Below are 23,939 nucleotides of genomic sequence, written 5' to 3'. Positions count from 1 at the left end.
AGAAATTATATTGAAAATATATTTCCCTCTCTATAAACTAATACACAAAAATTCAGTAATATTCCCCTTATATTGAAAAAATAATTGAGGTCATTTTTGCCTTATTCCTTGTATATATCCTGTTCTTACCTTATACTATATATGGAAGGAGTTGATTTATATTTACATTGAGATACAGAAGCCGAACCGCTTCAAAGATTTATTACATAAGATTCATTCTAAAGTGGAAGATATATTGTTTTCCATTCTACAACACACACCAGATAAATTCATTCCAAAATCCCTTATGCGTTGGTTTGAGAAATACACCAACAAACGACTTGCACAACTGAAAAGTGATGTGATCCGCAAACGCTGGCAGACAATCGAACTTGAAAAGGCTGTTGATAATATCCACCAAAAGCAGCAGTCATAAAAATAAGAGGTCTTTCTTCTATATATAATATAGTAGATTTACCTCTTTTTTGTTTGAACATCTGTTCCCTTTATGTTATACTGTTATTGTGTAATTGAAACGAAAGTAGGATGTGATTTTCCGATTATTAGATGCCCTCTAGTTTACAAAGGAGGGTAATGCCCTATGAACACGCTTGAAGTTTTAACTTTAGTGCTAGTAATTTTTGCGGCTCTATCTTACATAGATAATCATAACGATAAAAAGAAATAGCATCCCAACCGACCAAAGTTAGATGCTATTTCAAATTTAGTATTCAACTGAGGGCAAAATCGGATATTGCATCCGATTCGCTTTCTAAGTAGATTATACAATGGGGTGCTTGAGAAATCAAGTGCCCTTTTTAATTGTCCTGTGATTCTGCTTGCTTCTTTGCGTTCCTAGCCTTTGTTTCTTCTGACTTCTTCTGTGCAGCCTTCTTCTCTTCCTCTGTCATATTTCGCTTTGATTTTCCTTTTTCATCTTCTGGATAATCAATAACATATTCTGTTCCGTCTGCTTTATCTTTTAAAATAAGATTCATTTCCAGAGCATCCGCAATTTCCACCAATTCAAGGGAAGAAAATTTGTCTCTGCTCATTTTATTGCTTAAATTCTGCCTAGTAACATTTATTTCCTCTGCAAGCTCTATCTGAGATTTTCCCTTTGCTTCTAATATATCCTTAATTACTGTCGTTGCTGACATATCAATCAAACCTTTCATTTTATGTTCACTTCCAATTATACTTGATTTTCCATATTTTTTCAAGGTCAGCAAAATTTCACTTGATACATGATAATAACAGTCTATGTGCGATTTTCCATTTTAACTTGCACTTTGTATTTTTCTCCGTCTGGTACATAAATATTTCTGTTACTTTTTGATACAGATCTATCGGTAATATCGAACCTTTCATTTGATTACATTCGTAGCAACATACCTGTAAATTTTCCACCTCATCTTTTCCATTTTGAATCAAGGGAATTATGTGATCTAAGGTAATATCTGAAAACAATAGTGATTTCCCACAAATCGCACATTTTCCGTTTGCTTTATCATATAGAATTTTTCGTACATCTTGTGAATAATGCTTTCTGTTCTGTTTCCGTCTTGAATATGTATCTTCTGTATCAAATAAATAATATCCTTTGCATTGTGCTGGCTTGCTTAATATTTTCCGCATTGCCTTATTTACATGATAAAACTGTGTAGCCTCGTTTATGTCTTTTGTCTTTTTTACCTTTCCTGTCTTTGTGTTCTGTATATAATACTCTCCGTTTGTAATTACAATAGCCATAATAATTCCTTCTTTCCATTACAGGACAGCCATTTTTAGGCTGTCCCTTTAATCTGCATTGTTTCCGTTTATCGTTCATCCGGGAAACAAACTGTAGTAGCATTGTCTCCTGCCTTTTCGGAAATTCTATTGGTGATGATCCAGATTTTCCCTTTTGAAGTATCATAAGCACCTAAAAGGTACAAATCATCTGGATAATTCAACGCTTCTTCATTTGTCTTTTTATCTTCATCATCCAGATTTCCCCAGTCTTTAACCGCATATCTCTGTAAGGCAATAGTGACTTCAACTGCAAATTTCTGTTCCGCAGCCATTAAATCATTGATTGATCTTGTTACTACTATCCGTCCCATATTGAAAAATTTTGATGTTATCATTTTGCTTTACCTCTCTTTCTCTTATATCAACCCAACCATGCAAGCCATTCTATAAAATGGATTCTTTGCAATTTTCCGCATATGTTCTGCTTTCTGTCTCTCTTTGCGTTCCATCCTATCCATGATTAGAAGCCTGTTATCCATTTCCGTATATTCCACCATCTGCAAAGGTGTTAAACTGCTGTATGGTGTTTTAAGGTTTCTATCTATAATCTGATTTCCGTCTGCTGTATCAATAATTCTAAAATTAAACATTTCGCTTTCCGTCCTTCCTATACTTCCATTACATCGGCTACAATTCGCTTTACCTTGTCAAACTGCTTATATACTCGCTTCTGCTTGATTCCGTGATTTTCTGCTATTTCCTTTAGTGAATAGCCGTCTACTTTATCCGAAAATATTTTGCGTTGTTCCTCTGTCAATTCTTTTTCTATCTGCTCTACCATTTCCCTATATTCAAGGGATGAAGTATTTTCCATTGTGAGATGATCTTTGAATGAATCTGGTGTGAATAAATCTAGGACATTTGTATCAAAGCTAATATCTGCCCCAGCTTCTGTACTTCTCTTTTGTGCTTTCTGTTTCCGAAAATGACTATGTACCGCCCTTTTCATATACATATAAGAAACTGCTTCAAAATTACATTTTGCTTGTAGTTGCGTATCATTCAGATACTTTTCTACCGATAACAGAAAATCAAATATTACAATGTCGAAAAATTCTTCTGCATCCAGTCTTGATTTCTTCATAAAGTCCATGATTAGATGATAATTTTCTTCTACATACTGTCTTTCTATGGGTGTTAGTGGTTTTAATTGCTCTTTATTTTCCATGCGATAACCTTCTTTCTATTGGTGGCAAGTGTGCCATTTCTGACACACCGCCCAACCCATATTTACATATCAAGCAAATTTCTCCATTTGTGGTATTCATCAATGTTTCCAAAATACTTTGTATCATTGAATAATCTTGCCATAGCACAATTTCCTGTTCTTCTAAGTGTTAAAAGTCTAATAAGCTCTTTTATCTCTGCAAGTGTCCACTCTCTATACTCGTCTAATTCAAGCCTTGCCTGTCTTGCAATCTCTGTATCTGTATAACCCTGTATTCTCATATCGAGAACCATTTCAAGAAGTTCTGGTTCTGCATATCTGCTAACATTAGCAAATAAATCACGCAAAAATTCTTTTTCAATTACATAAGCTTCAACATTTTTGGTTTTATCAATCCAGTACACTTCTAATGGATGTGCTGAAAAAGGATTATCACCCTCTAATTCATAATCAAGACTAACAAAACCGCCCTCTGGCATACGCTTTTGTGTGTGATCTGCTCTATGCTTGCCATAAACTGCACGAGAAAGAACTTTTTCAGCAACCGCATGAAACGGATAAATATGTAATTCCTCTCTGCTGCAATACTTCTTTACTGCATTAAGATAAGGAATAACTAATTCGTCATACCAATCTTCTACTGGTAAATGATTCCATCTCATAAACTGATATAAATAGTCGTGATGTTCTTCTGCAAACACTCTTTCTTCTGCTGTTAAAGGTCTGTCGGTGTAATCTGCTTTCTGTCCTCTTCTCCATGTTTTTTCTGTCATAATGCTACCTCCTAAAATATGTATTTTGATTGATTGAATTTGTACGGCTACTATTGAGCCGATAGGCAAGTTGTAATTGAATACCACGGCTTGACCGCTTGCCTGGATGGTATTGGGTGGAATTGCTCCACCCTTGCCAACTGCTGATTGCTTGTTATTAGTCGATTCTTAATACTGGGTAAGAACTTACTTTACTTACTTTTGCATAATCATCTTCACTAAGTAATTTTTTTACTTCCTCTTTGTTGACTGTTTCACGCTCACGCTTTGAAAGTGTAGCCTTGAAAACATTACCGATAAATCTACGAATAGGCTTACCCTTTTTATCTACCGCCTCACATCCTTCTGTTTCATTAAGGAACTCCATAACTTTTGAATTTAAAGCTGTAATATTGTCCTCTGCTTCTTCCTTGATTCTTTTCCACTCTTGAATCTGCTCCATTGCTTCATTCATTTCTTTAGCTGTCATACACATAATGACTACCTCCTTAAATATGTTTGATTGATTTTGTGTAGGTCTGTTTTGTTTGACCTTGTAACTGTATTGTACACTTGTTAGTGTGCAAAGTCTATTGACGAAATATACAAAATGTACACTTGTTAGTGTTGTTTTCATTGTACAAGTTCACTACTTAGTGTACATATTGCACAAGATCGCTGTACACTCTTTAGTGAATTTGTATATTGATATTGTACACTCGTTAGTGTATTATAATGGTATCAAATCAATCAACATATATTTTTAAAGGAGGTTTTTCTATATGAAATATTTTAAGAATGTAGAAACACTGGAAGAATTAAGAAAACAGTATAAAGAGCTATTAAAGAAGTATCATCCAGACAACCCAAACGGATCTACAGAAGCAACGCAAGAAGTCAATGCAGAATATGACAACCTTTTCAAAGTGTTAAAAGACAGACACGAACACAAGACAGAGCAAGCAAGCGACACTGACAAAAAGAGCTATGATAATATGAAGTATGATTTTTCAGAAGATGAAAAGTTAAGAGAAGTTTTACAAAGTATTATCACATTACAGAATATCAATATTGAAATAGTCGGTTGTTGGATATGGGTAGATGGTAACACATACGAACATAAAGACAATTTAAAGGCTCTAGGGTTTAAATGGGCAAGAGAAAAAAAGAAGTGGTATTTTCATACAGAATCATTCAGAAAAAGAAGCCACAAAAAATTATCTATGGACGATATAAGAAACTACTATGGAAGTACAGAAGTACAGACAGAAACAACAAAGAGATTAAAAGAAGCGTAAAAAATAAGGGTGTAGGACTTGCAAGCCTGCACCCGATACATAGAAAAGAGGTTGTATATTATGGCATATATCAGAAAAACAATAGACGAATATAGATTACTTTGTAACTATGGTTATGGTTGGGAGTGTATTCTAACAGAAGAAACAAAGAAAGAAATAGCAGACCGCAAAAGGGAATATATAGAAAATGCTCCGCAATATCCGTATAGAGTAGTTAAGAAAAGAGTTAAGAAGTCAATTCAATAACAGAATACCGATAGAAATATTAAAGGGTGTAACCGATAAAGTTACACCCTATTTTTATATGCTCTATTGATATTTTTTATGTTCTTATATCCTACTTGTTTAGTAGGGATTGTATGGTTCGGGGGTATCAAAAACGAAAAAAGGGAATTGTTTTTCTCTGCCGCCCTGTAGTTGGTTCTTCTCGACACGGACTTGAAAAATTTTGCACTACGATATTTTTCAGTTTTCTCATTCTGATTTAGCTGAATCAATAAGTTTTCGAGCAGTCTTATTATAGCTTTTATAGTTATTAAGATCGTATTTGCCATCCAAATAATTATAATAATCTATATAAGTGTTATAGTTCGTTTGTGATTTTGTATATTCATCTAAATATTCATTTTTGTTATGTTGGTAATTATACAAATAGATATTATAATTGCTTATATTTTTTATTTGTTCTTCCACATAAGAATAATCCCCAAGTGTAGCCATCGTTCCGTTTTTTATTAAATTTACTTTAGTGTTGATGTTATTATTTGATTCAATCATTGAGTCAATGTATTTTTCAATTTCTTGTTTTTGTTCCTGTTCTTTTCTTTCTTGGTTTGAACAATATAATGCAAATCCAATTCCTATAACCAGTAATACGCCAATAAAAGACAAATAAATTTTATATTTTTTGATAATTTATCCATAACTATTCACCTCTTTTTGTTTAATATATGCACCCCATATCCTTTGAATAAATCAACATAAATCAACCCAAATCCGCTTCAAAATCCATCATATGTAAACTTGATAGCCTATGAATATACAAAGCCAAATTGACCTCAAAATCATTGATTTAAGCAAGCATATATACCATAGGTGGGGGTACTCTTAAACCTGTGGAAATTAAGTACCTTATATATACCAGTATATATGCAATTATTGATTCTTATATTATCTAACGAAAGAGACAATTATACTAATGAATTCAAATATAATTCCAATAATAACTATATTTCTCATAAATCTTATATCTCCTGCCATTTGTTTTGTGTATTCATATGACGGATCGGATATAATATTATCTTGTTTCTTTTGTAGTAATTCATTGTTTTTTGATATTTTCTGATTATATTGTTCAACTTCTTTTGACTTTCCCGAAAGCACATATTTACATGCCGCAATAGCTTCATCTGAAGAATCTGGATTATTTAATATCTCTAATACTTCACTCTCTTCATACATAGCAAATTGATTTACAAGATTTTGATATAATTCTTTGTCCATAACATTGCACCTCTCATTGGTTATCATACATAAGCGACTGTACCTTAAAACTTCCATCACTATTCATTACAATATAAATAGTTGCAAGGTTTGTATCTGAATCAGTTCTTACAACATTGCAATTAAATGTGATTCCTGTTTTATAAGCACTACTAGGCACATCGCCAAGTAAATTAACTGCAAGAATATTATCTTGTTTCTCCATTAAGTTATCGGTATATTCTTTTATTGCTCGCTTTATTTCTTCAATCTGAGAATCGGATAATTCTAATCTATCTTCTTCCTCATATTTTTTTGCATTCTCTTCTACATGATAATAGCAGTAATTACTCCCAGGACTTTTCTTAGCTGTACATCCATCGGCTATACATTTATGGTCTTCGCAATAGTTACTTCCTTTTGATTTAAAGTTGTCACACCCTCCAAATTCACATATATTATCATACACCGCAAATATTATTAACAAAACAACCAGTATTCCAATAATCCCAACACTAATTTTTATTTTCTTCTTATCCATAAATTATCTCCTCTATCGGGGGTACACAAAAACCACACCATATTAAATACCATACAGCAGCAGTCGTACCCTAAAATTTCAGAAAATTATTTTTTCTTCAGTGCAGCATTTCCATCAAGATTAGCAATGCTATATACGATCAGAGAATCGCCCTTAATCTCAAATGCTTTGATTGTTTCTCCTTCAGCAGTAAGATATATCTCTTTGCCCTTCACTTCATAATCACAATTTCTTTCTTCCTTGCTACCAGAAGTAGAAGGCAGATTTATTATGGCTTTACCATTTTTGAACTCTACCGAAAATGTACTATACATCTTCTGAAAATCCGTTCCATAATATTCCCCTATATCTTCCTGTTTAATATTTCCGCTATCTGTTATGTAATAATCCACAATCCATGTTCCATCAATGGATTTATTCTTAAATATAAAGCAGATAACAAGAAAGATAATAACTGCTATTCCAATGATTATTGGTATAATTATTCTCTTATTCTTCATGCTCTACCGCCCCTTTATTTTCAAAACTATTTTTCCAATCACTCCAACGACAAACAGAACTATTCCGCTATTACAAATAAAGTTTTGTATATCAACTATTCTTTGATGTGCTTCCCATTCTGACTTTGTAACAGATGTACCAAAATAATAACCAGCTCGTAATTGCAAACTTTTATCTGCTGTCGAAATACTCCATCCAAGACCAATCGCAACAAGTAATATTCCTATACATAATAGTATAGATGTAATCTTTTTATATTTTGCAATCTTTTCTGGATTCATTGATATTTTTATTCTATACCCACAATGAGGACAGCTTTTTGCAGTATCAGATACTTCTTGTCCGCATTCAGGACATTTTATAAGTGCCATACATTCACCTACTCTCCTATTTCAACTTATTCTTAATATCCTGTAATAACTGTATGATTTCTGAAAATCCAAGAAACATCATACCACTAATAATCGTTCCTATTTCTGGCAGAATAAATCTCAAAAATGAAAACTCATATCTATATCCATCTCCACCAGCAATAACAAGACTTCCTATTGTACCAGCAATCAGAATCAAAATCCCAATAGCCTTTAAAATTCCACCAATGGTATTTTCATTGCCAACAACATCATTTGCACTACTTGCTTGCTTTCTTTTCTTCTGGCAGCACACTACTGAAGGATGCACCGCAATTAAAACACTTTCCAGATGCTTTCTCATCATTATTTAATAAAGTTTTACATTTAGGACAATACATATCTGACATAATATCTACCTCTCTTCCCTGTTCTATTACAATAATCCAAATATTCCAATTATTCCAAGAATAAATCCACATACAAGACCAATGATAATAAGATTTTTAATAAACCTCAAATCTCCTGCTATCTGGTGTATATCATCATATAATGGATCATTTTTCTGTGCTGTAATCTTATTTTCTATTCGCTCTTTTTCCTGTTGCTCCAGAATAATATCTTCTTCCGTCTTTACATTTCTTAAATATGCTGCAACATTTTTATCCGTAGCATCGGAAATCACTTCATCAATAGAGATATTTCCTTCTATATAAGAATTTATTTTACCACGACATTTAGCACATAATCTGTATTCTTGATTATCAATGTTCAGCATATCATAATCAATATCTAAAAATGGTATCTTCTTTCCACAACAAGTACATATATCAGCCATAATTCATCCTCCCTTTACATTTACCAACATTATATCCCTTTTATCGAAGATATTCAATTCAAAGAATACAAAGTACACTTGTTTCATAAACTAATGAAACGGAGGTGCTACGATGATTGATTATTCCCCATTCTGGAATACACTTGAAAATTCAAGCGAAAACTGGTACACACTTACAAGTAAACATCATATGTCACATAGCACACTCCACCGATTGAAACATAATAAAGATGTATCTACTAAGACACTTAATGATCTGTGTCGGATTCTTGATTGTGATATTTGCGATATTGTCAGATATATTCCATCTGATACCGATCAGCCATTATAAAATCTCATTATACATTTTCTGCAAAACAGTATCTATATTTTTCGTATTGCACATTATAATCTTCTTGTTTGTCAATGCTCCTGTTGCCTTAACCTTATAAAACATACTGTGTGACATCCATTTAATCAGCATTACCACAGCATCCACTTCTATATTGGATATATTAGCTGTTTCCGATTCCATAAATATACTGTTCGGGAATTTGTATTTCAAATCTGGTAATGCATCCGATATATGCCCTGCAAACAAATATCTCTTAGATTGCAGCAGTTCTAAATCATATGTATTGTTTATTTCCTCAACTTCTGGTTTATTTAATTCAGAGATAAACAATTCTTGATATTCTAACCTTCTTTTCAAATCTGCAATCTCAGAATCCTTATCCTCGATAACCTTTAACAATTTATTATTTTCGGCTACCAATGGTGCTGTTTGTTTAGAATTATCTGCTGTAATTTGCAAAGACAATGTACTATTTTTCTGTATCAAACTCTTTATCCTATTTTCTTTATCTGTAATTGTCTGTTCCAAGTCAGAGATAATATCCTCATAGCGTGTTGCAATATCTTGATTTGTAATTTTCTCCCATGAGAAGTCCTTATAATACTGCTTCTGCATAAGTGCAAACATCTTATACAATACATCCATCTCATACATACATAAAATGGTCTGATATACTATCGCATAATTTTCTGGTATGCAATCTTTTGATAAGGTAATTTTATTAAAGCCTTGTTTTTTCTCCATAACTTGCTCAATATATCTCGTAGCCACGTATGATTTGAAATAGTTTCTAATCAATCCATCTACATCAGGAACATATAATACAGATTCACCATACCATTTTTCATTACCTGTCGTAGTCATAGCATTGTACCATGAAGTACCGCCATTCTGATTTGCAATAATGTCTCTTGTAAATATTTCTATCTGTCCAACAATTCCGGATCTACTTGGCATTTCTCCATTTATACTATGTGACTTCATTTCATTATGAATATACTCAGCCAGCTTATTTTCATCTATATGCAAATAATCAGCTAATTCACTTCTCCTTTTTAAAAGGTATCTATCAAAAAATTTTGACCGTAAAACAAATTCTTTATCTGCCCTATTTGCACCGCCATTAGACAAATATTCTCTTGCTTCTTCCTCATCCGCACAAAAGATAAAAGCATTGTCAAATGTGTTTTTATCAGTCATATAAAAACTGTAATTCAGCATATATCTATCTTCTTCATAATCAAAACCTTTTAATACTTTGTCTGGTTCAGTAAATACATCTGATCTGTAAAACAAAAAATGAAGATAGTAATTTTCTGTATATGTCATTTTAAATTTAGGAACACTTTTTATAGCACTCATAGAAGCATATTGTGTTTCCCAATCAATAAACATCTTTTTAATTTTAGGACATCTTTTTGCATATAACAAATCAACTAAGTCTGCAATTTCCTGTCTATCGTTGATATAATCAGCAATTACAAATAATATATCTGTATATACAATACTGGTAAATAATGCCCCTAATGTTCTTTCTTCGCTTAATTTTGCGACAAGTTTATCATTATTTCTCAAATTAAGGCTCTCATATATCTTCTGTAACTCATTATATCTTTTATTCCGTATATCTGTTGATAAGAGTTGCATTATATTGTACTTGATTCCTATTTTACGCTGTTCATCCGTCAATTTCATTTTCGCCCTCCAATAATCATACAGTTATCTACAATATCTTTCTCCATTCTACCATATTCACCTACAAAAAGGTAAAAAAATAGGCATATCAGATAACCTAATATCCAATATGCCCTGTGTATCAATCAGTAATCTCAATCTGCCAATTCATCATAGCTTGATAAATCTTGTCTGGTATCTTGTCCTTATGCTGTTCTGCTATATCCTTAATAAAATCTTCCTTATATTCCTTGTATCTTGTAAAAGCTGCTTCTACTGTCTCATACGCTCCCAGCTTTATATTTTTTCCTGCAAATGACATATTCGCAACATATTTCTTCTTATCCTTATCAAAATATACACCAAGCGGATAATCGCCTCGGTTCTTTTTGCCATTAGTGAATAATGAATTTACCATCTTAGGAACAAAGCAGACTGTCTCAGGACTATAAACTGTATTTCCTTTAATCAAAATGTCCTTGTCTAACTCAAATGCTTCATCAAACATTCGTATCTCGATAATATGCTGTTCATACCATAGCTTGAAATTACTATAATTCTTCCATTCCTCACATATAGTACAACCCTTATATTCTGGATATAATTCGTGTACTGCATTACTATAACAACGATTCATTATCCAATGCCATCTCTTATAGGATTCCTCATTGCTGTTGGTATATAATATTCCATGATACCCTACACCATACATAACACGCTTTGCAGTCTGTTTACTCCAATTATCAGGCTTATATCGAATATCATTCATAACATTTAATATAAACTGCTCCGAATCATCACCTGTTTTCTGGAAATGATTATTTACAATACGGAATTGCTCTTGATTTAATGGATATAAGTTTCTGTAATAGCAGTCTTCCTTATCATGTCCACTATGCCAAACATATACATTGTTAGCCTTATCTTCATTAACAATAAATGTTTCAACAACCATTTTAGGTGCATATACATAATCACGCTTATATGTCCACTTACCATCAATAAATACATTCTTTTTTAGACTATATCTCAATTCACCATTGATATATGATCCTTGCAACAGATTATATTTTCCCCAAGCCATTGTAATACATTGACCATAGTTTGACATCCATGTATCTTTATAATCCATTAGCTTTACAAATATTTCATCTGTCCCTAGAAGAGTAATATCAATATCCAATGCAGATATATCAAGTATTCTTTTAGGACTGATTTCTTTATACTGGCGATCAACTAATATTTCCAAGTTATCAGAGAATGTAAATTCCTTCTCCGTCTTTTTCTTCTTGTATTCCTTGTCATACTTAGCTTCACATTCTTTACAGCTTCCTCTATAATACGGATTTCCAAACTGTCCTGTTGCTAATCTAAAGTTTTGTATCGGTAATATTCTACCACATTTCTTACATATTTTTGTTTCGTCCATTATCCTTTTACTCCTTATTCTTTGCATAAAAATAAGACAGCAGAATCAAATCATACTGTCTTTCAGTCAATCAATATCGAATAGGGGGTAAAAGGGGTGGGTAGTAACATATATATATCTTAGTTACAACCCTACCCTTTTACCTACCCTTATATCTCATCTTCAATTATTATGTAGGGATAACCATCTGATTTAATGTCAAATTGCTCTTTTAATACCTTATTAGCCTTGACTTTCTTCAATCCATAGCAATCCATAATCTCATTCAAACACCGCTTAATCTGTGTTTCTGTGACCTCATATCTGTATTCATTCCCAAGAATATATACAACCTCTTTTTCAGTACAATATCCTTTTCTTTGAATACAATGTAAAATCACTTCTGAAATCTTCAATGTACGCTCGTCACTAGCCTTTGTAGTAGTCCTGTTGACAATCTCACCATATTCATTTTTCTTTTTCTTATATTGTGGATATAATGAGGCGGCTACCTCAAAACCTTCAGAACGATAGAACATATCAAACGATACACCGCCAATTCTATAGCCTTTATCTTTCCAACGGATTCCATTATCTTCTATTGTTTTCAACTGCTGTACTACCCATGATGGAATAGCATAGAAATTGACACGATTCTTATTACCATTCGTATATTTTAATGCGTTTTTCAATAATTCCTTTGGTATCTGGTCATTATCTAATATCCGTATCAAATCATGGTAGATTAGCATTTTCACATACTTATTGATCTTGTCAATTTTCTTCTGACTATTACCTTTTCCCATATATTCAGCCAACTTTTTATTGGTAACATAAAAGACTATTTCTCCATCGTCATTAGAAAACTTCTCGCTATAAATATTGTTTCTTGCAATAGATAACATCATAAGGAATGTATCTTTCGCATATTTGATATTTTTATCAGCCTGTGGACATAGTTCTTGAAATTTATTCAGAGTGATGTTATTTATCATCATATCTATGTTTTCTCGCTGTTCAATGCTCCATTGAGATTCCTTTATAGACAGATTATAAACATCCATTATGAATTGAATTGCTTTAAATTCAGATTTGAAATCTCCCAACATTTCAATCAACTGTTTTATGTTAAGAGTAAGATTTTCAGAACAACACCTATACTTCTGTACTCCATTTTTTGTAGTAAAGATGTTGGCAGAAGGGTTATGGTCTTCATGCAAAATACAGCAAAAAGACCTCGAATCGTCAATATCTATCAGTTCTGCAATATCCAGTTCTGAATAGATATAATCCCAAAATTCATTTTTTGTGTCAAACTCAATCGGTTCATGTGCTAATACTGTACGCAAATATTCAACATCATGTTCCTTGATTGCTTTGACATTTAAGTTTTCGTATGAGTGATATTCTTTGTCTGCATCACTTTTATCTTTTGTTTTTTTACTGGCAGAAGGCTTCTTTTTGGATTTAGGCTGTGCATTTGATATGTATTGCTCATATTCATCTTTCCAGTATTTTTCAATAACTCCATCCGCATTGATTCTACTGTCATAAGATGGATATAATACCTCTCCACCTTTACCACCGAAAAACAATCTGTCTCTATTGAAACATACTTCATCAATTCCACCTACAGCACCCATAAGAGTAGCTTGTAGTCTATCTCTGACATTGCCATCTGTAATAACAGTATCATTGCAGAAAATCATACGGAATTTATGATGTTCTTCTTTGTGTGAGAATGTCGTGTACATAAAGCAAGGTACAATTCCAAGAGAAATGACCTTATTATATGCTTCATCAATGCACATTCCATTATCAAAATCCAAACCAAATAACTGTTGCTGTACCCAGTTACCAGCTTTCATACCGCCTTGTAAAACTCCAGGCTTAAATGATGCTCCATGACATAAAGCATCTGCCAATTCTTCTATTGTAATATCTGTCTCTGTTAGACTTTTCTGTACCCATCCACATTGTTTTCCTTGTGGTTTCTCCTTGAATCGGTTATTGAAGTACATACATTTAATTCTATTTTCACTATACATGATCCTCCTTTGCTATAAATCAGAGGTCAAGAAATAAAGCTACGACAAATTTGACGCACCTTAATAAACTGCTATATGCAGCAGTCGCATTTTCACTATTTTTCACTATTGGAAATTGTGCAGAATCGCACATAAGATATTCTTGATCTCTGATACAGACTTTCTTTTACTTCCTGCCTGTTGGGAAATATCCATACATTTTATTTTGTATCGGTGTATGTCTGCCGATTATTCGATTGTGAATATTATCTTTCTTCTGATACTGTTACATTCAATCGGTTCAGATACATTTCTATATTCTGTAGGCTTAAATGTCTTTAAAACATCCTCTAAAATTTTCTCTGATAATATATCAATATAGCTGTTATAATTATCTTCGCAAGGATTACAAAATCCTACTACTTGAACAATTATTGTGCCTCTTGTTGCCATTTCCTCATATTTAGAAGGTATATAATCCACATCATAGGAAATACGAATATAACTACTTGTAGCACAGCAATCATCATTGATATAATTAAATATCTTTCTTCCTACCAGTCCTTTCACATTCTCATAATTATTTTCCTTGCCATTTAATAAAATCTTTGTAATTTCCGAATCTTTCAGAATCATTTCCTTAATATTCTGTTTTGTAGTTGTAATTTTGTTTGTCATAATCTTATTTCTCCTTTACTCTCTTTGGACACCACATAGGACTGACTTCTGGTGGGCAATATGCCCCAAGCAATCCATATACTTGTGATGGTTCGTTTTCTTCGCAACAATAAAAATCATCAAATAAATATTCCATATTTTTACAGCGTTCACATCTACTGCAATCTGGTATATCATTCATGCTTTACGTCCTTTATTTTTCAATCAATTCATAGTCAATGTTACACGTATCATCTTCTGATACATCCTTATTCTGTTGTAAGTGCAGTCCAAGTAATGTAACCATGCACCCTATATCATCATTGTGCTTATCTGGTAACTCAAAATAAGCATCTTTAATATGTAATACTTTCGCCATCATTCATCCTCATTTTCTGTATTCTGTTTTCTGTATCTATCTCTAAGATTGTTACTCGGTGTAATCTTCACAACTTGATATGCCTCATGCTGATACACTTTATCACGCACAATGTCATATCTATTTCTAGGTGGTATTGTTACTTGCTCAATCTTCAAAAGATTATTCAGAATAATGGCATTATCGTTATCCATTTCCTCATATACCAATTCATTCAATGCAATAAGCATTGCTTTAATATCCTTTTTGTATAAGCCTGTCTTTTCAGATAGCTTGTCTATTACATCTTTCTTGTATAAAATCATTTACCCCTCCTTTCCTACACTCTGACTGTAAATCCTTGACTTCTCAAATAAGCAACTGCATCTCTTACCAATGCTCCATTGTCTACTGTGTTTGCCATTGTTTCATCCCATACATGAGGTGTATTAGTTCCAAGATTTTTTCCACCATGCAGACCTTCGTTCGCCCATGTTGCAACCTGTTCACCAGATACACCATAATAATTGTTCATGTAATCTGTATCAATATACACCGATGCTACCGCTTTACCTCTGACAATTTTTGCATCTACCTTAAAAGCAGACCTTAGAAAATCATATTGTCTGCGGTAAAATACTGGATCGTATGAATCATAATATCTTTGCAGAAAGAAGTTCAAAGTTTCATATACTCGTTGTGCCATGCCGTCAACCATTTTCTTTAATGTCGGTTGTAATGCAATAGCCAAGTCGTCCATATTATTTATTACCTTTGCCATGTTGTCTGTTCCTTTCTGGTGCATCAATTACAGATATATCCGCTGCGTTATAGTCGCTCCTATCACTTACAAATGGTCTGAAGAATACATAATAGCCTTTTTCAATGTATTCGCCATTCAGCTTAGACTTGTGGATGAAGTAAGACTTTCCATCTTCTCCACGGATAAATCCATATCCTTTGTCATCAAAGTATCGTGTTACTGTTCCAAACATTCATTATCCTCCTGTTGTTTTCTTCTAATGAAATTCCCATTTCAAATTTAGGTCATATAATGGCACTCTGACGCTCTCTGTGGCTCATATAAGCGTTTTAAAGCCATTTATGAGTATTTCTGTGTCTGTGATTTTAAGGCACTAAAATAAGCCCACATACTCATAATAAATACAAGTATATGGACTTATTTAGATGTCCTAATATTCTATTTTGTATCAAACTCAACGTACACAGTTACTACACAATCACTACACAATTTTACCATTAAAATACATAAATTTGCATAGAGATATATGCTACTTACAAATTGCTCAAATGCTGATAATATAAGGCTTTATAGGTATTTATGGAGATATAAAAAGATACATGAAATCGGTACTGATATTACGATTCCTAATTTCATTTTATCCTACACCTACTCAGATATCCTTGGTTTATATGGATTTCTGCCTTTCTGTTTCTACTCATATTTATATAATTTTCAAGACCCTTTTAATAACTTAATACAGCCTTATATTATACCATATGATTTCTATTATTGAAACAGCTAAATCCAAATTTCTAATATTCAATTTTTTTATATTTTTCTATTTATAATTTCTTTTATTTTTCCGGTTTTAATGAACCATAGAAATAGATAAGCATGTAATGTATCTTTGACATTTTCAGGTTGTAAAATGGCAAGGTGCAATAGTTCTTCCGTTGAGGTAGTTGCAAGTGGGTCCTCTAACAATACTTCTTATTTTTGTTCAAATTCCTTTGTCACTTCTTTTAAAAGTTTTCTGATTTGCAAATGCTGTGGACAGGCTTTTTCACACTTTCGTTATCTTTCATCTGTTCTAAATTGCTCATTCTGGAAAGAACCATTTCAATCCCCGGAAATCCTGCGGCAAAACGAATTGCGTAGCTTGTGGGACTTCCACCATGCAAATCTTCTAATACTTTCTTGGCTTCTTCCGGCAGATTTACCAGACTTCCCCCTTTTACCGGCTCCATAACAATCACCGGTTTATTGTATTTGCAATATACTTCATAACATTTACGACTTTCTATAGCAGGGTCTTCATAATCAAGATAGTTAAACTGAATCTGAACTACTTCTACCTGTGGATATTCCTTCAAAATTTCCGCTAACACTTCTGCCTTATCATGGAAGGGAATTCCAACATGTTTTTACTTCTTCTCCTTGCATCGGACGTCGCATACACCCCAAATCCAAAGTTCTTTTTTACACCTTCCATATAATTCTGATATAAGAGGTTTAATTGTAGCCTGATATGCTAAAGATAATCTATGAATTAGCTGCTCCTATGACCCTTGCATTCCATTCTACATCTATCTGAGCGTTGTTCCAATAATAAAATTCGTGTAAAAGTACATAACAAAATTGATATCATCCCCAGAAAATTCAAAATAGATTAAAGATGTTTCTTTAAGATTTCACAGTAGCCGGATAAAAGTTGCACCAAAAGTTAATAGAGATGCAGGGAAAATTTGGATAAGTCTTGTTTTTAAGCATACTGACTAAGCTGTTTATGTAAATTGCTATATTTCATTCAACATATTGTTCCTGTATTTCAGTGGTGAGATCTCATATGTTTTTTTAAAGCTTCTTATAAAATAGCTTACATTCTGATACCCGCTCTGCATAGCTACCTCGGTAACCGGAATATCGGTGTCCTGTAACAGCTGTTTTGCATGCTCCAACCGTAAATATGTTACATATTGCGATAGCGTAATATGAAAATGTTCCTTAAAATACCGCGATATATATTTTTCCGAAAGATGGAACTGTTCCCCAAATTCTTTTAACGATATCTTTCCTGTATAATTCTGCTGTATATATGAAACCATTTCTTTTTCTACCGTGTTTCTTCCGCTTGTATCATTTTCTATAATAAATCCTTTCTTCCACATTTCAAGAATAAATTGTAAAAGAATGATTTTTGTCTTTATCTGTGCGGTTAATTGTGACTCACTTTCATCATTTTTTGCCTCATAGACTTCGATCAACTGCTCACACAGTTCTTTTGCCGTATCATTTATTCTTGGATTTATCATCAAATGACCGCTATTTAATGGTTCAAGCAATTTATCCTCTAACAGGTCATCCGCACGAAAAGATAGATTCTTTAATGGAAAAAGGAATGTATAATAATCCACCGCACCGGTATCTGAACCCATGAGATGCAGATTTCCCGGCGACACAACAAACGCATCCCCGGGGTTTCCAATATAGCTCTCTCCTGATATACTTACCGTCAGGAAACCGCTTTTTACATATATAATTTCAAGCTCATCATGCCAATGCACCGGTATCTGAAATGACCGACCTGCATTCTCTATGTGATATGTACTAAATGGATCGTCCTTTGTACCATGTGGTTTATTTTCCTTTAATTCAAAGTACATAATCTCTCCTACAATTCTACAAGACTCTTACTTTTCCATTTTCCACTCTTCCATCTAAGCACCATTCCAACTGCTCTCGCACACTCATCGCCTGCCATAGCAATATATGCTCCTACCGCCAGAAGCCCCATATGTATTCCAAGAAAATATGTTCCACCAACCGCAAACAGATACATAAATATTGCACCCATTATAACCGGAAAAATAGCATCTCCACTTGTTTTTAATGCCTGACCATATACAAGATTTGTCACTCTTCCAAATTCAAGGAATATATCTACTATCAACAATTTTACCACAAGATTGATCATCTGTGTATCATCCGTAAATATGTGAACGATAAAATGCCCGGACATTGCAAATGCCACAGAGAAGCACGTCGCTGTTATAAGACCATATATCACAGCTTTTCGCGTACCCCTGTCACATTCCTCATACTTCTTTGCCCCAATTCTCCAACCAGTCATAATAGCATTAGCCTGTGCAAGTGCAGCTCCTACACAATATGAGAAATTGGCTATCTGCATAGCATACGAACGAGCTGTAACATTCATTCCGTCCGCATCCATCCGGTTCATAAAACGCACTATAAATGTCATTGCCACATTATAAAGTGCTGTTTCAAATGCAGAAGGAAAACCGATTTTAACAATCTGTGCAAGTATCTTTCGTGGCTGTGCACGCTCAGGGCTCTGCTTTGCTTTTATAAGTACAGCCCCCATTGCCGCTACAATAATAAGATTCACAACCTTTGAAATAACTGTTGCAACAGCAACTCCCATTACTCCCCAGTGAAACACAAACAGAAATACCGAATTCAGTATAATATTAATTGCATTACCAATAACCGTCCCTATTAAGGAATGTTTTGTATATCCAAACACTCTTAAATAACTGGAAAAAATAGGAATAAGTGCATTTAAAAAACTTGCACCTCCAACAATTTTAAGGTATGTTTCAGCTGGCTCAAGCAAAGCTGGGGCAATACTTACAATCCTCAGTACTTCTCCAGAAAAGACAGCAAGAATAACAGACATCAGGATACCTGTCAGTGCATTAAAAACAAGTCCAAGCTGTCTCGCCTGATATGCAATTCCGGGTCTTCCGGCTCCGATATTTTGTGACATAACCGCTACCATACCGGATGATATTACCCCGAACATAATGATAAAAACACCTATATATGTATTTGCTGTTCCGACAGCCCCCACAGCATGGTCACTTACAGATGATAACATAAGTGTATCGACCATACCTGAAAGCATATAAAATAAAGTTTCTAAGCATATTGGCACGGACAGTTGTGCCAATGTTTTTCTTTCACCTTCCATGTTTTCCTCCCTAAATACTAATATAACATATATTATCAATAATACGATATATTTTCTCACATTTCTTGTATAATATTATGCAAAAATTGCACTATTTCTACTTCTATTTGCGAATGGAGAAAAACACAGTCCTAATTTGTTGTATTTTCTTTCGTTTTCCATATGCTGCACCATCTGCCCGAAAAAGTGTCTTAATTTATGAGACCATTATAGTGTTCGGTATTCCTGATTTATATCCACACCATAAACCTTGTTTAATTTTTCTGTATCAACGTGCTCCAAACCATTACCACCTGCGATCCCAAGTATCATAGCAGATTGTACCTCATATTGATTTAATTGTCCTTTCATCATCTGATTCATTGCTTGTAACTGTTACACTCTTTTCAAAAACCTCAGAGAACAATCGCATATACCAACCAGCAGAACATTCACAATACTTTAAAATTTTTCATTTACAGTTTTTGATTCCACTTGACGTTATATAAGTTCCTACTAATATTACCAATACCGATATAACTGCAATAATACCAGAAATGAAATCTCTGATACCATCTCCAGCCACAATAAAATGAAGAGCAGCCAATATTATACCGATAACTATCAATATAATTCCATATAATACTTTTTTCCACTGTATATTTAATTTCATCCGGACACTCCTATCTACCCCGCTAATAAACTTGCTATAATCATATCTGCTTTTGGGAGCTGACTTTTTGAATATATTCTACCAACCCATTCCTTTTCTAACCCTATCAGTTTTCTCTTTTCCAAGCAATCGTTCTAACATTATAAATGCAACATCATTGGCAGTTTGCGGGGAATACGAAGTAATTATATTTTTATCCACTACAATAGGCTCATTCATAACGTTAACTCCAAACTCAGCAAGTTCTTTCTGACGATATGCATCATTCAAATGATAGGTAGTAGCATTTCTGCCTTCCAGAACTCCAGCTTTTCCAATCGGCAATGCAGCTACACAAACACTTGCAATAATCTTTCTTTGCTTGTCAAACTCACAGATTAATTGTAAGAATCGTTCATCATATGCTTCCTCAAAAAAGCCATATACATAATCTCCACCCGGAATGGCAATGGCATCATACTCATCCGCACTGATTTCTTCTATCAATCTATCAACTTTAAGCTCATTTCTCCAAAAAGCACTGTGTACTACCTTAGTAAACCCACAAACATCTACTTGCATATCAAATCCATATTCACTTTTCGCCCACCCGCAAACATCGTAAAAAGAAGAAAACTCCATCATTTCAAAACCTTTACAGCAAAACAATAACACTTTCATATACATTCTACCCCTCTGATAAATTTTTCTATCAGTCTGTTGACTTCATCCGGCTGGTCCGTATTGGAATTGTGACCGGCATTCTTTATCCATTTAAGCGGTAAACCTTCTCTCTGATGCCATTTTTTATTGTAGCTTTTTGCTGAGCCCGCTTTATCCTTTTCGCCACAGATAAGAAGTGCCGGACAACTGATACGATATGGCAGATCCGCTTTGATTGCCTCAGCAAGCATTCTGTACCCGAAGCCGGCAAGCCTTGCATATTCTTTAGGCTCTGAATCATAGGACATCATCATCTTTCGCATAAGCTTCTGTCCATATTCCGTCTCTGCGCACCCTCTTGAACCAGCCCTAAGAAGTGCTTTCCATGGATATATCTTATATAATGGCTCTGCTCTTTCAAGAAGCCATATTTCCATTGCAGTCATATAAGACTTTTGAAGCGGTGCAGAATCAATGGAGATAAACCCCTTTATCTTATCTGGATATAATTCCATATACATTTGAGCCAGATATCCACCCATAGACTGACCAATAATGATCGGATTATATATTTCTTCTTTTGCTAAGATTTTATCAAGCCATTCTGCCATGTCAGACAGACTGTAATTATCCGTAAATGGTCTGGATAATGCATGTGATGGTGCATCCCATACAAACACATTCTGTTTCTTCTCAAAATATTCTGTCTGCTTCTCGAAAAGCCTGTGATCTGCTGTAAGTCCCGGCAAAAACACTAACGTAATTTTCTGCTTATCTACTATATTTACAAAATAATGGATGCAGCCACTAGGTGTCTTATAACTGTTTTCTGTCATTTTCCGTTTCCTTTCCATAAACCATTTCCCAATGATTTATCATTTCCAGATATTCCTGCTCAAAAGCTGTTACATCATAATTCCCTGTTCTATACCAATATTTAAGCATCCCATCTGAAGCATACAGAATTTCTTTATATATACGAGAAAACTCTATATCCTTACGAATTAAATCGAGATTCAAAATTGGCAGAAGCATTTCCAATGTCGTTTGGGCAGCATCCTGTACATCCGGTTGGATGATTGATTGAATATCCGGCTCGGTTTCAAAGTATGAATTAATGGAAAACAGGGATAAAAATGTGTATTTTCTCATCACTGCACACTTAGCCATCAGACCACGACGCATCATTTCAAAAAAATCATCTGTTTCATATACCTTATATTTACACATGTATTTTTTTGTTAAATCCGCTGCATGCTTCCATAGAAAAAGATATAGCTCCAGTTTATTATGAAAATAATGAAACAAAAGTGACTTGGATATTCCGGCTTCTGCCGCAATTTCTGAGGTTGGTGCCTTTTTATATTGATTCGTTGCAAATACTTTATATGCAGCATTTAATATTTGAGATTGTTTTTCTTCCGGCAATGCATAAAATTTTTCATTCATAAGCTACCTCCGTTGACCAATTCGGTTAATGCAAGTATATACCCATTGACCGATTAACGGAAGACCTCATTTGATCATCACGTCAATGACTATCTGTTCATAATAACGTCTCTATTATCCATAGTGGTGCACTCTCATGAAAATACTCCTAAAACATCTGTATAATTCTTGCAATCTCCATAACTACAATCTTTAGCATCACTCCACCGGACATCACATAAAACCATATCTCACGCATATGCTGTGACTTTGCAATTGGTGTTGCTATTGCTGCAATAATTATGATTGCAGCTCCAACACATCCAACAATGTTTGGAACACTCACAAGTGAAAATATACCGGGCTTACAGCTTCCATCTATCGTATACTGAATTGCTTTATCCAGTCCGTCTCTTGCGGCTGCAAAGCAGCATATAACAAGACCATATGCCAAAACAAACAGGCTCCTTCTGCCCCAGAAATTAACTCCCTTTTTACAAATGTGTGTCTAATGCATAAGCCCTTATAATTATTCGTTTTTGCCACTTTTATACATTTTCTATTCATTTTTCATAATGGGGAGCTTATTTTTCGCTAAGTTGTCGTGCAATTTATTAGAATGGGATTTTTGAAAGAGCCAGCACCTTGAATGGGCTGGCTCTTTCAATGTCACCTGTAATTGACAAACTTAAATTTGTTACTCTAATTCCGTGCGAAGGGTGAATTCATCGGGAAGATCGTAAATCGCTTTTTTCAGGAAAAGCGGATAAAAATATTCATCTTTCAATCTATCAAACTCCAGCCATTCAAAAGTATGGATATGCTTTCCTTCTGTCAGAGTAAAGACGTTTCCTCTTTCCAGTAGAGTTGTCTCTGAAATATCCACCAGAAAATAAATACACAGTTCATGATAATGTAGATTATCCACATCTTCGGTAAAAAAAGCCTGATTGAGCCATAATGGACGTGTAATCTTTGGAGTTACACCAAGTTCTTCCTGAACTTCCCGAACCACTGCTTGCTCAGCAGTTTCACCCATCTTAACTCTTCCACCCGGAAGATAAAAATAGGGTGAACGTTCATCGTGCATCGCTAAAATTTTATTTTCCGCGATTATCATGGCACATACTCTATAATTAAATTTTTGATTTTCAGAATTATAGGAAATATCCATTGCATTGCCTCCTCTAAATTCTAATTTTCCAATTTAACAAATTCCGATTTTGTAAAACACTTCCGTTTCATATAGACACTTCATCCCACAATTACCGTACATATACAATATATATACTGCTGCTTTCAGTTAGAATTGCTGTA

General features: G+C 33.9%; 37 protein-coding genes. 4 read left to right on the top strand and 33 right to left on the bottom strand.

Going from position 1 to position 23,939, the window contains the following annotated elements:
- Positions 1-151 precede the first annotated feature (151 nt).
- Positions 152-415 (top strand): hypothetical protein, encoded by a 264-nt coding sequence (locus tag KQI83_RS10630; protein WP_216557564.1) that lies wholly within the window; start codon positions 152-154, stop codon positions 413-415.
- A gap of 382 nt (positions 416-797) precedes the next feature.
- On the opposite strand, the gene KQI83_RS10625 is transcribed toward KQI83_RS10630, so the two are convergent.
- The 7 genes from KQI83_RS10625 to KQI83_RS10595 form a co-directional block, all read right to left on the bottom strand.
- Positions 798-1,157 carry a helix-turn-helix domain-containing protein gene (locus tag KQI83_RS10625; protein ID WP_253295588.1) on the bottom strand — a complete coding sequence of 120 codons (360 nt, stop codon included), beginning with the start codon at positions 1,155-1,157 and terminating at the stop codon, positions 798-800.
- 58 nt (positions 1,158-1,215) lie between these two features.
- Positions 1,216-1,731, bottom strand: coding sequence for an HNH endonuclease (locus KQI83_RS10620; protein ID WP_216557561.1), 516 nt, complete (start codon positions 1,729-1,731; stop codon positions 1,216-1,218).
- A gap of 68 nt (positions 1,732-1,799) precedes the next feature.
- Positions 1,800-2,108, bottom strand: coding sequence for a hypothetical protein (locus tag KQI83_RS10615; RefSeq protein ID WP_216557558.1), 309 nt, complete (start codon positions 2,106-2,108; stop codon positions 1,800-1,802).
- 21 nt (positions 2,109-2,129) lie between these two features.
- Positions 2,130-2,363, bottom strand: coding sequence for a hypothetical protein (locus KQI83_RS10610; protein WP_216557554.1), 234 nt, complete (start codon positions 2,361-2,363; stop codon positions 2,130-2,132).
- Positions 2,364-2,380: 17 nt separating this feature from the next.
- Positions 2,381-2,941 (bottom strand): sigma-70 family RNA polymerase sigma factor, encoded by a 561-nt coding sequence (locus KQI83_RS10605; RefSeq protein WP_216557551.1) that lies wholly within the window; start codon positions 2,939-2,941, stop codon positions 2,381-2,383.
- A gap of 62 nt (positions 2,942-3,003) precedes the next feature.
- Entirely contained in the window at positions 3,004-3,714 is a 711-nt protein-coding gene (locus KQI83_RS10600; RefSeq protein ID WP_216557548.1) for a hypothetical protein, read from the bottom strand.
- A 157-nt stretch (positions 3,715-3,871) separates the two neighbouring features.
- The gene (locus KQI83_RS10595; protein ID WP_216557545.1) at positions 3,872-4,189 is read right to left on the bottom strand and encodes a hypothetical protein; all 318 of its coding nucleotides are present in this window, start codon (positions 4,187-4,189) and stop codon (positions 3,872-3,874) included.
- A 286-nt stretch (positions 4,190-4,475) separates the two neighbouring features.
- Between KQI83_RS10595 and KQI83_RS10590 the strand changes: the two genes are divergently transcribed.
- Positions 4,476-4,991: a J domain-containing protein gene (locus KQI83_RS10590; RefSeq protein ID WP_216557542.1), complete on the top strand. Its 516-nt coding sequence runs from the start codon at positions 4,476-4,478 to the stop codon at positions 4,989-4,991.
- Between the two features lie 60 nt (positions 4,992-5,051).
- Positions 5,052-5,237 carry a hypothetical protein gene (locus KQI83_RS10585; protein WP_216557539.1) on the top strand — a complete coding sequence of 62 codons (186 nt, stop codon included), beginning with the start codon at positions 5,052-5,054 and terminating at the stop codon, positions 5,235-5,237.
- Between the two features lie 228 nt (positions 5,238-5,465).
- On the opposite strand, the gene KQI83_RS10580 is transcribed toward KQI83_RS10585, so the two are convergent.
- The 7 genes from KQI83_RS10580 to KQI83_RS10550 form a co-directional block, all read right to left on the bottom strand.
- The gene (locus KQI83_RS10580; RefSeq protein WP_216557536.1) at positions 5,466-5,882 is read right to left on the bottom strand and encodes a hypothetical protein; all 417 of its coding nucleotides are present in this window, start codon (positions 5,880-5,882) and stop codon (positions 5,466-5,468) included.
- Positions 5,883-6,161: 279 nt separating this feature from the next.
- Positions 6,162-6,494: a hypothetical protein gene (locus KQI83_RS10575; protein ID WP_216557533.1), complete on the bottom strand. Its 333-nt coding sequence runs from the start codon at positions 6,492-6,494 to the stop codon at positions 6,162-6,164.
- 13 nt (positions 6,495-6,507) lie between these two features.
- Positions 6,508-7,014, bottom strand: coding sequence for a hypothetical protein (locus KQI83_RS10570; protein ID WP_216557530.1), 507 nt, complete (start codon positions 7,012-7,014; stop codon positions 6,508-6,510).
- A gap of 86 nt (positions 7,015-7,100) precedes the next feature.
- Positions 7,101-7,514 (bottom strand): hypothetical protein, encoded by a 414-nt coding sequence (locus tag KQI83_RS10565; protein ID WP_216557527.1) that lies wholly within the window; start codon positions 7,512-7,514, stop codon positions 7,101-7,103.
- Positions 7,515-7,517: 3 nt separating this feature from the next.
- Positions 7,518-7,886 (bottom strand): zinc-ribbon domain-containing protein, encoded by a 369-nt coding sequence (locus KQI83_RS10560; protein WP_216557524.1) that lies wholly within the window; start codon positions 7,884-7,886, stop codon positions 7,518-7,520.
- A gap of 16 nt (positions 7,887-7,902) precedes the next feature.
- The gene (locus KQI83_RS10555; RefSeq protein WP_216557521.1) at positions 7,903-8,232 is read right to left on the bottom strand and encodes a hypothetical protein; all 330 of its coding nucleotides are present in this window, start codon (positions 8,230-8,232) and stop codon (positions 7,903-7,905) included.
- A 69-nt stretch (positions 8,233-8,301) separates the two neighbouring features.
- Entirely contained in the window at positions 8,302-8,703 is a 402-nt protein-coding gene (locus KQI83_RS10550; RefSeq protein WP_216557518.1) for a hypothetical protein, read from the bottom strand.
- A 112-nt stretch (positions 8,704-8,815) separates the two neighbouring features.
- On the opposite strand from KQI83_RS10550, the gene KQI83_RS17225 reads away from it, so the two are divergent.
- A complete protein-coding gene (locus KQI83_RS17225) occupies positions 8,816-9,034 on the top strand; it encodes a helix-turn-helix domain-containing protein (RefSeq protein ID WP_216557515.1) in 219 nt (72 codons plus the stop codon).
- On the opposite strand, the gene KQI83_RS10540 is transcribed toward KQI83_RS17225, so the two are convergent.
- From KQI83_RS10540 to KQI83_RS10450, 19 genes are all read right to left on the bottom strand, one after another.
- A complete protein-coding gene (locus KQI83_RS10540) occupies positions 9,029-10,726 on the bottom strand; it encodes a hypothetical protein (RefSeq protein WP_216557512.1) in 1,698 nt (565 codons plus the stop codon). The genes KQI83_RS17225 and KQI83_RS10540 overlap by 6 nt on opposite strands.
- Positions 10,727-10,853: 127 nt before the next feature.
- Positions 10,854-12,140 carry a hypothetical protein gene (locus KQI83_RS10535; RefSeq protein ID WP_216557509.1) on the bottom strand — a complete coding sequence of 429 codons (1,287 nt, stop codon included), beginning with the start codon at positions 12,138-12,140 and terminating at the stop codon, positions 10,854-10,856.
- A 149-nt stretch (positions 12,141-12,289) separates the two neighbouring features.
- Positions 12,290-14,167 (bottom strand): hypothetical protein, encoded by a 1,878-nt coding sequence (locus KQI83_RS10530; RefSeq protein ID WP_216557506.1) that lies wholly within the window; start codon positions 14,165-14,167, stop codon positions 12,290-12,292.
- Positions 14,168-14,395: 228 nt separating this feature from the next.
- Complete coding sequence (locus tag KQI83_RS10525; RefSeq protein WP_216557503.1) at positions 14,396-14,824, bottom strand: hypothetical protein; 429 nt, start codon at positions 14,822-14,824, stop codon at positions 14,396-14,398.
- A gap of 4 nt (positions 14,825-14,828) precedes the next feature.
- Positions 14,829-15,005 carry a hypothetical protein gene (locus KQI83_RS10520; protein ID WP_216557500.1) on the bottom strand — a complete coding sequence of 59 codons (177 nt, stop codon included), beginning with the start codon at positions 15,003-15,005 and terminating at the stop codon, positions 14,829-14,831.
- Between the two features lie 12 nt (positions 15,006-15,017).
- Complete coding sequence (locus KQI83_RS10515; protein WP_216557497.1) at positions 15,018-15,182, bottom strand: hypothetical protein; 165 nt, start codon at positions 15,180-15,182, stop codon at positions 15,018-15,020.
- Entirely contained in the window at positions 15,182-15,487 is a 306-nt protein-coding gene (locus KQI83_RS10510; RefSeq protein ID WP_216557494.1) for an HU family DNA-binding protein, read from the bottom strand. The genes KQI83_RS10515 and KQI83_RS10510 overlap by 1 nt, the downstream gene beginning before the upstream one ends.
- Positions 15,488-15,501: 14 nt before the next feature.
- On the bottom strand, positions 15,502-15,942 hold the full coding sequence (locus tag KQI83_RS10505) for a hypothetical protein (RefSeq protein WP_216557492.1): 441 nt from the start codon (positions 15,940-15,942) through the stop codon (positions 15,502-15,504).
- On the bottom strand, positions 15,923-16,156 hold the full coding sequence (locus tag KQI83_RS10500; protein WP_216557490.1) for a cold-shock protein: 234 nt from the start codon (positions 16,154-16,156) through the stop codon (positions 15,923-15,925). The genes KQI83_RS10505 and KQI83_RS10500 overlap by 20 nt, the downstream gene beginning before the upstream one ends.
- 772 nt (positions 16,157-16,928) lie before the next feature.
- The gene (locus tag KQI83_RS10495) at positions 16,929-17,318 is read right to left on the bottom strand and encodes an aldo/keto reductase (RefSeq protein ID WP_216557854.1); all 390 of its coding nucleotides are present in this window, start codon (positions 17,316-17,318) and stop codon (positions 16,929-16,931) included.
- Positions 17,319-17,702: 384 nt separating this feature from the next.
- Positions 17,703-18,569, bottom strand: coding sequence for an AraC family transcriptional regulator (locus KQI83_RS10490; RefSeq protein WP_216557486.1), 867 nt, complete (start codon positions 18,567-18,569; stop codon positions 17,703-17,705).
- An 8-nt stretch (positions 18,570-18,577) separates the two neighbouring features.
- Positions 18,578-19,900 (bottom strand): MATE family efflux transporter, encoded by a 1,323-nt coding sequence (locus KQI83_RS10485; protein ID WP_216557484.1) that lies wholly within the window; start codon positions 19,898-19,900, stop codon positions 18,578-18,580.
- Between the two features lie 207 nt (positions 19,901-20,107).
- Entirely contained in the window at positions 20,108-20,263 is a 156-nt protein-coding gene (locus tag KQI83_RS10480; RefSeq protein ID WP_216557481.1) for a hypothetical protein, read from the bottom strand.
- A gap of 88 nt (positions 20,264-20,351) precedes the next feature.
- A complete protein-coding gene (locus KQI83_RS10475; protein ID WP_216557478.1) occupies positions 20,352-20,552 on the bottom strand; it encodes a hypothetical protein in 201 nt (66 codons plus the stop codon).
- Positions 20,553-20,630: 78 nt separating this feature from the next.
- Complete coding sequence (locus tag KQI83_RS10470; RefSeq protein WP_330622372.1) at positions 20,631-21,218, bottom strand: DJ-1/PfpI family protein; 588 nt, start codon at positions 21,216-21,218, stop codon at positions 20,631-20,633.
- Positions 21,209-22,030: an alpha/beta fold hydrolase gene (locus KQI83_RS10465; protein WP_216557475.1), complete on the bottom strand. Its 822-nt coding sequence runs from the start codon at positions 22,028-22,030 to the stop codon at positions 21,209-21,211. The genes KQI83_RS10470 and KQI83_RS10465 overlap by 10 nt, the downstream gene beginning before the upstream one ends.
- Entirely contained in the window at positions 22,011-22,643 is a 633-nt protein-coding gene (locus KQI83_RS16790) for a TetR/AcrR family transcriptional regulator (protein ID WP_253295587.1), read from the bottom strand. Before KQI83_RS16790 ends, KQI83_RS10465 begins: the two co-directional genes overlap by 20 nt.
- Positions 22,644-22,791: 148 nt before the next feature.
- Entirely contained in the window at positions 22,792-23,076 is a 285-nt protein-coding gene (locus KQI83_RS10455) for a hypothetical protein (protein WP_253295586.1), read from the bottom strand.
- Between the two features lie 243 nt (positions 23,077-23,319).
- Entirely contained in the window at positions 23,320-23,796 is a 477-nt protein-coding gene (locus tag KQI83_RS10450) for an NUDIX hydrolase (RefSeq protein ID WP_216557473.1), read from the bottom strand.
- Between the last annotated feature and the right edge of the window lie 143 nt (positions 23,797-23,939).

Source organism: Roseburia sp. MSJ-14, assembly GCF_018918225.1.
GTDB lineage: Bacteria > Bacillota > Clostridia > Lachnospirales > Lachnospiraceae > Petralouisia.
The sequence above is the reverse complement of the archived record's forward strand: the minus strand, read 5'-3'. Positions and strand labels throughout refer to the sequence as shown.

Coding starts and splice junctions, on each gene's coding strand:
- KQI83_RS10625 (WP_253295588.1), bottom strand. CDS start 1,157: ATGAAAGGTTTGATTGATATGTCAGCAACGACAGTAATTAAGGATATA.
- KQI83_RS10620 (WP_216557561.1), bottom strand. CDS start 1,731: ATGGCTATTGTAATTACAAACGGAGAGTATTATATACAGAACACAAAG.
- KQI83_RS10615 (WP_216557558.1), bottom strand. CDS start 2,108: ATGATAACATCAAAATTTTTCAATATGGGACGGATAGTAGTAACAAGA.
- KQI83_RS10610 (WP_216557554.1), bottom strand. CDS start 2,363: ATGTTTAATTTTAGAATTATTGATACAGCAGACGGAAATCAGATTATA.
- KQI83_RS10605 (WP_216557551.1), bottom strand. CDS start 2,941: ATGGAAAATAAAGAGCAATTAAAACCACTAACACCCATAGAAAGACAG.
- KQI83_RS10600 (WP_216557548.1), bottom strand. CDS start 3,714: ATGACAGAAAAAACATGGAGAAGAGGACAGAAAGCAGATTACACCGAC.
- KQI83_RS10595 (WP_216557545.1), bottom strand. CDS start 4,189: ATGTGTATGACAGCTAAAGAAATGAATGAAGCAATGGAGCAGATTCAA.
- KQI83_RS10590 (WP_216557542.1), top strand. CDS start 4,476: ATGAAATATTTTAAGAATGTAGAAACACTGGAAGAATTAAGAAAACAG.
- KQI83_RS10585 (WP_216557539.1), top strand. CDS start 5,052: ATGGCATATATCAGAAAAACAATAGACGAATATAGATTACTTTGTAAC.
- KQI83_RS10575 (WP_216557533.1), bottom strand. CDS start 6,494: ATGGACAAAGAATTATATCAAAATCTTGTAAATCAATTTGCTATGTAT.
- KQI83_RS10570 (WP_216557530.1), bottom strand. CDS start 7,014: ATGGATAAGAAGAAAATAAAAATTAGTGTTGGGATTATTGGAATACTG.
- KQI83_RS10565 (WP_216557527.1), bottom strand. CDS start 7,514: ATGAAGAATAAGAGAATAATTATACCAATAATCATTGGAATAGCAGTT.
- KQI83_RS10560 (WP_216557524.1), bottom strand. CDS start 7,886: ATGGCACTTATAAAATGTCCTGAATGCGGACAAGAAGTATCTGATACT.
- KQI83_RS10555 (WP_216557521.1), bottom strand. CDS start 8,232: ATGATGAGAAAGCATCTGGAAAGTGTTTTAATTGCGGTGCATCCTTCA.
- KQI83_RS10550 (WP_216557518.1), bottom strand. CDS start 8,703: ATGGCTGATATATGTACTTGTTGTGGAAAGAAGATACCATTTTTAGAT.
- KQI83_RS17225 (WP_216557515.1), top strand. CDS start 8,816: ATGATTGATTATTCCCCATTCTGGAATACACTTGAAAATTCAAGCGAA.
- KQI83_RS10535 (WP_216557509.1), bottom strand. CDS start 12,140: ATGGACGAAACAAAAATATGTAAGAAATGTGGTAGAATATTACCGATA.
- KQI83_RS10530 (WP_216557506.1), bottom strand. CDS start 14,167: ATGTATAGTGAAAATAGAATTAAATGTATGTACTTCAATAACCGATTC.
- KQI83_RS10525 (WP_216557503.1), bottom strand. CDS start 14,824: ATGACAAACAAAATTACAACTACAAAACAGAATATTAAGGAAATGATT.
- KQI83_RS10520 (WP_216557500.1), bottom strand. CDS start 15,005: ATGAATGATATACCAGATTGCAGTAGATGTGAACGCTGTAAAAATATG.
- KQI83_RS10515 (WP_216557497.1), bottom strand. CDS start 15,182: ATGGCGAAAGTATTACATATTAAAGATGCTTATTTTGAGTTACCAGAT.
- KQI83_RS10510 (WP_216557494.1), bottom strand. CDS start 15,487: ATGATTTTATACAAGAAAGATGTAATAGACAAGCTATCTGAAAAGACA.
- KQI83_RS10505 (WP_216557492.1), bottom strand. CDS start 15,942: ATGGCAAAGGTAATAAATAATATGGACGACTTGGCTATTGCATTACAA.
- KQI83_RS10500 (WP_216557490.1), bottom strand. CDS start 16,156: ATGTTTGGAACAGTAACACGATACTTTGATGACAAAGGATATGGATTT.
- KQI83_RS10490 (WP_216557486.1), bottom strand. CDS start 18,569: ATGTACTTTGAATTAAAGGAAAATAAACCACATGGTACAAAGGACGAT.
- KQI83_RS10485 (WP_216557484.1), bottom strand. CDS start 19,900: ATGGAAGGTGAAAGAAAAACATTGGCACAACTGTCCGTGCCAATATGC.
- KQI83_RS10480 (WP_216557481.1), bottom strand. CDS start 20,263: ATGAATCAGATGATGAAAGGACAATTAAATCAATATGAGGTACAATCT.
- KQI83_RS10475 (WP_216557478.1), bottom strand. CDS start 20,552: ATGAAATTAAATATACAGTGGAAAAAAGTATTATATGGAATTATATTG.
- KQI83_RS10470 (WP_330622372.1), bottom strand. CDS start 21,218: ATGTATATGAAAGTGTTATTGTTTTGCTGTAAAGGTTTTGAAATGATG.
- KQI83_RS10465 (WP_216557475.1), bottom strand. CDS start 22,030: ATGACAGAAAACAGTTATAAGACACCTAGTGGCTGCATCCATTATTTT.
- KQI83_RS16790 (WP_253295587.1), bottom strand. CDS start 22,643: ATGAATGAAAAATTTTATGCATTGCCGGAAGAAAAACAATCTCAAATA.
- KQI83_RS10450 (WP_216557473.1), bottom strand. CDS start 23,796: ATGGATATTTCCTATAATTCTGAAAATCAAAAATTTAATTATAGAGTA.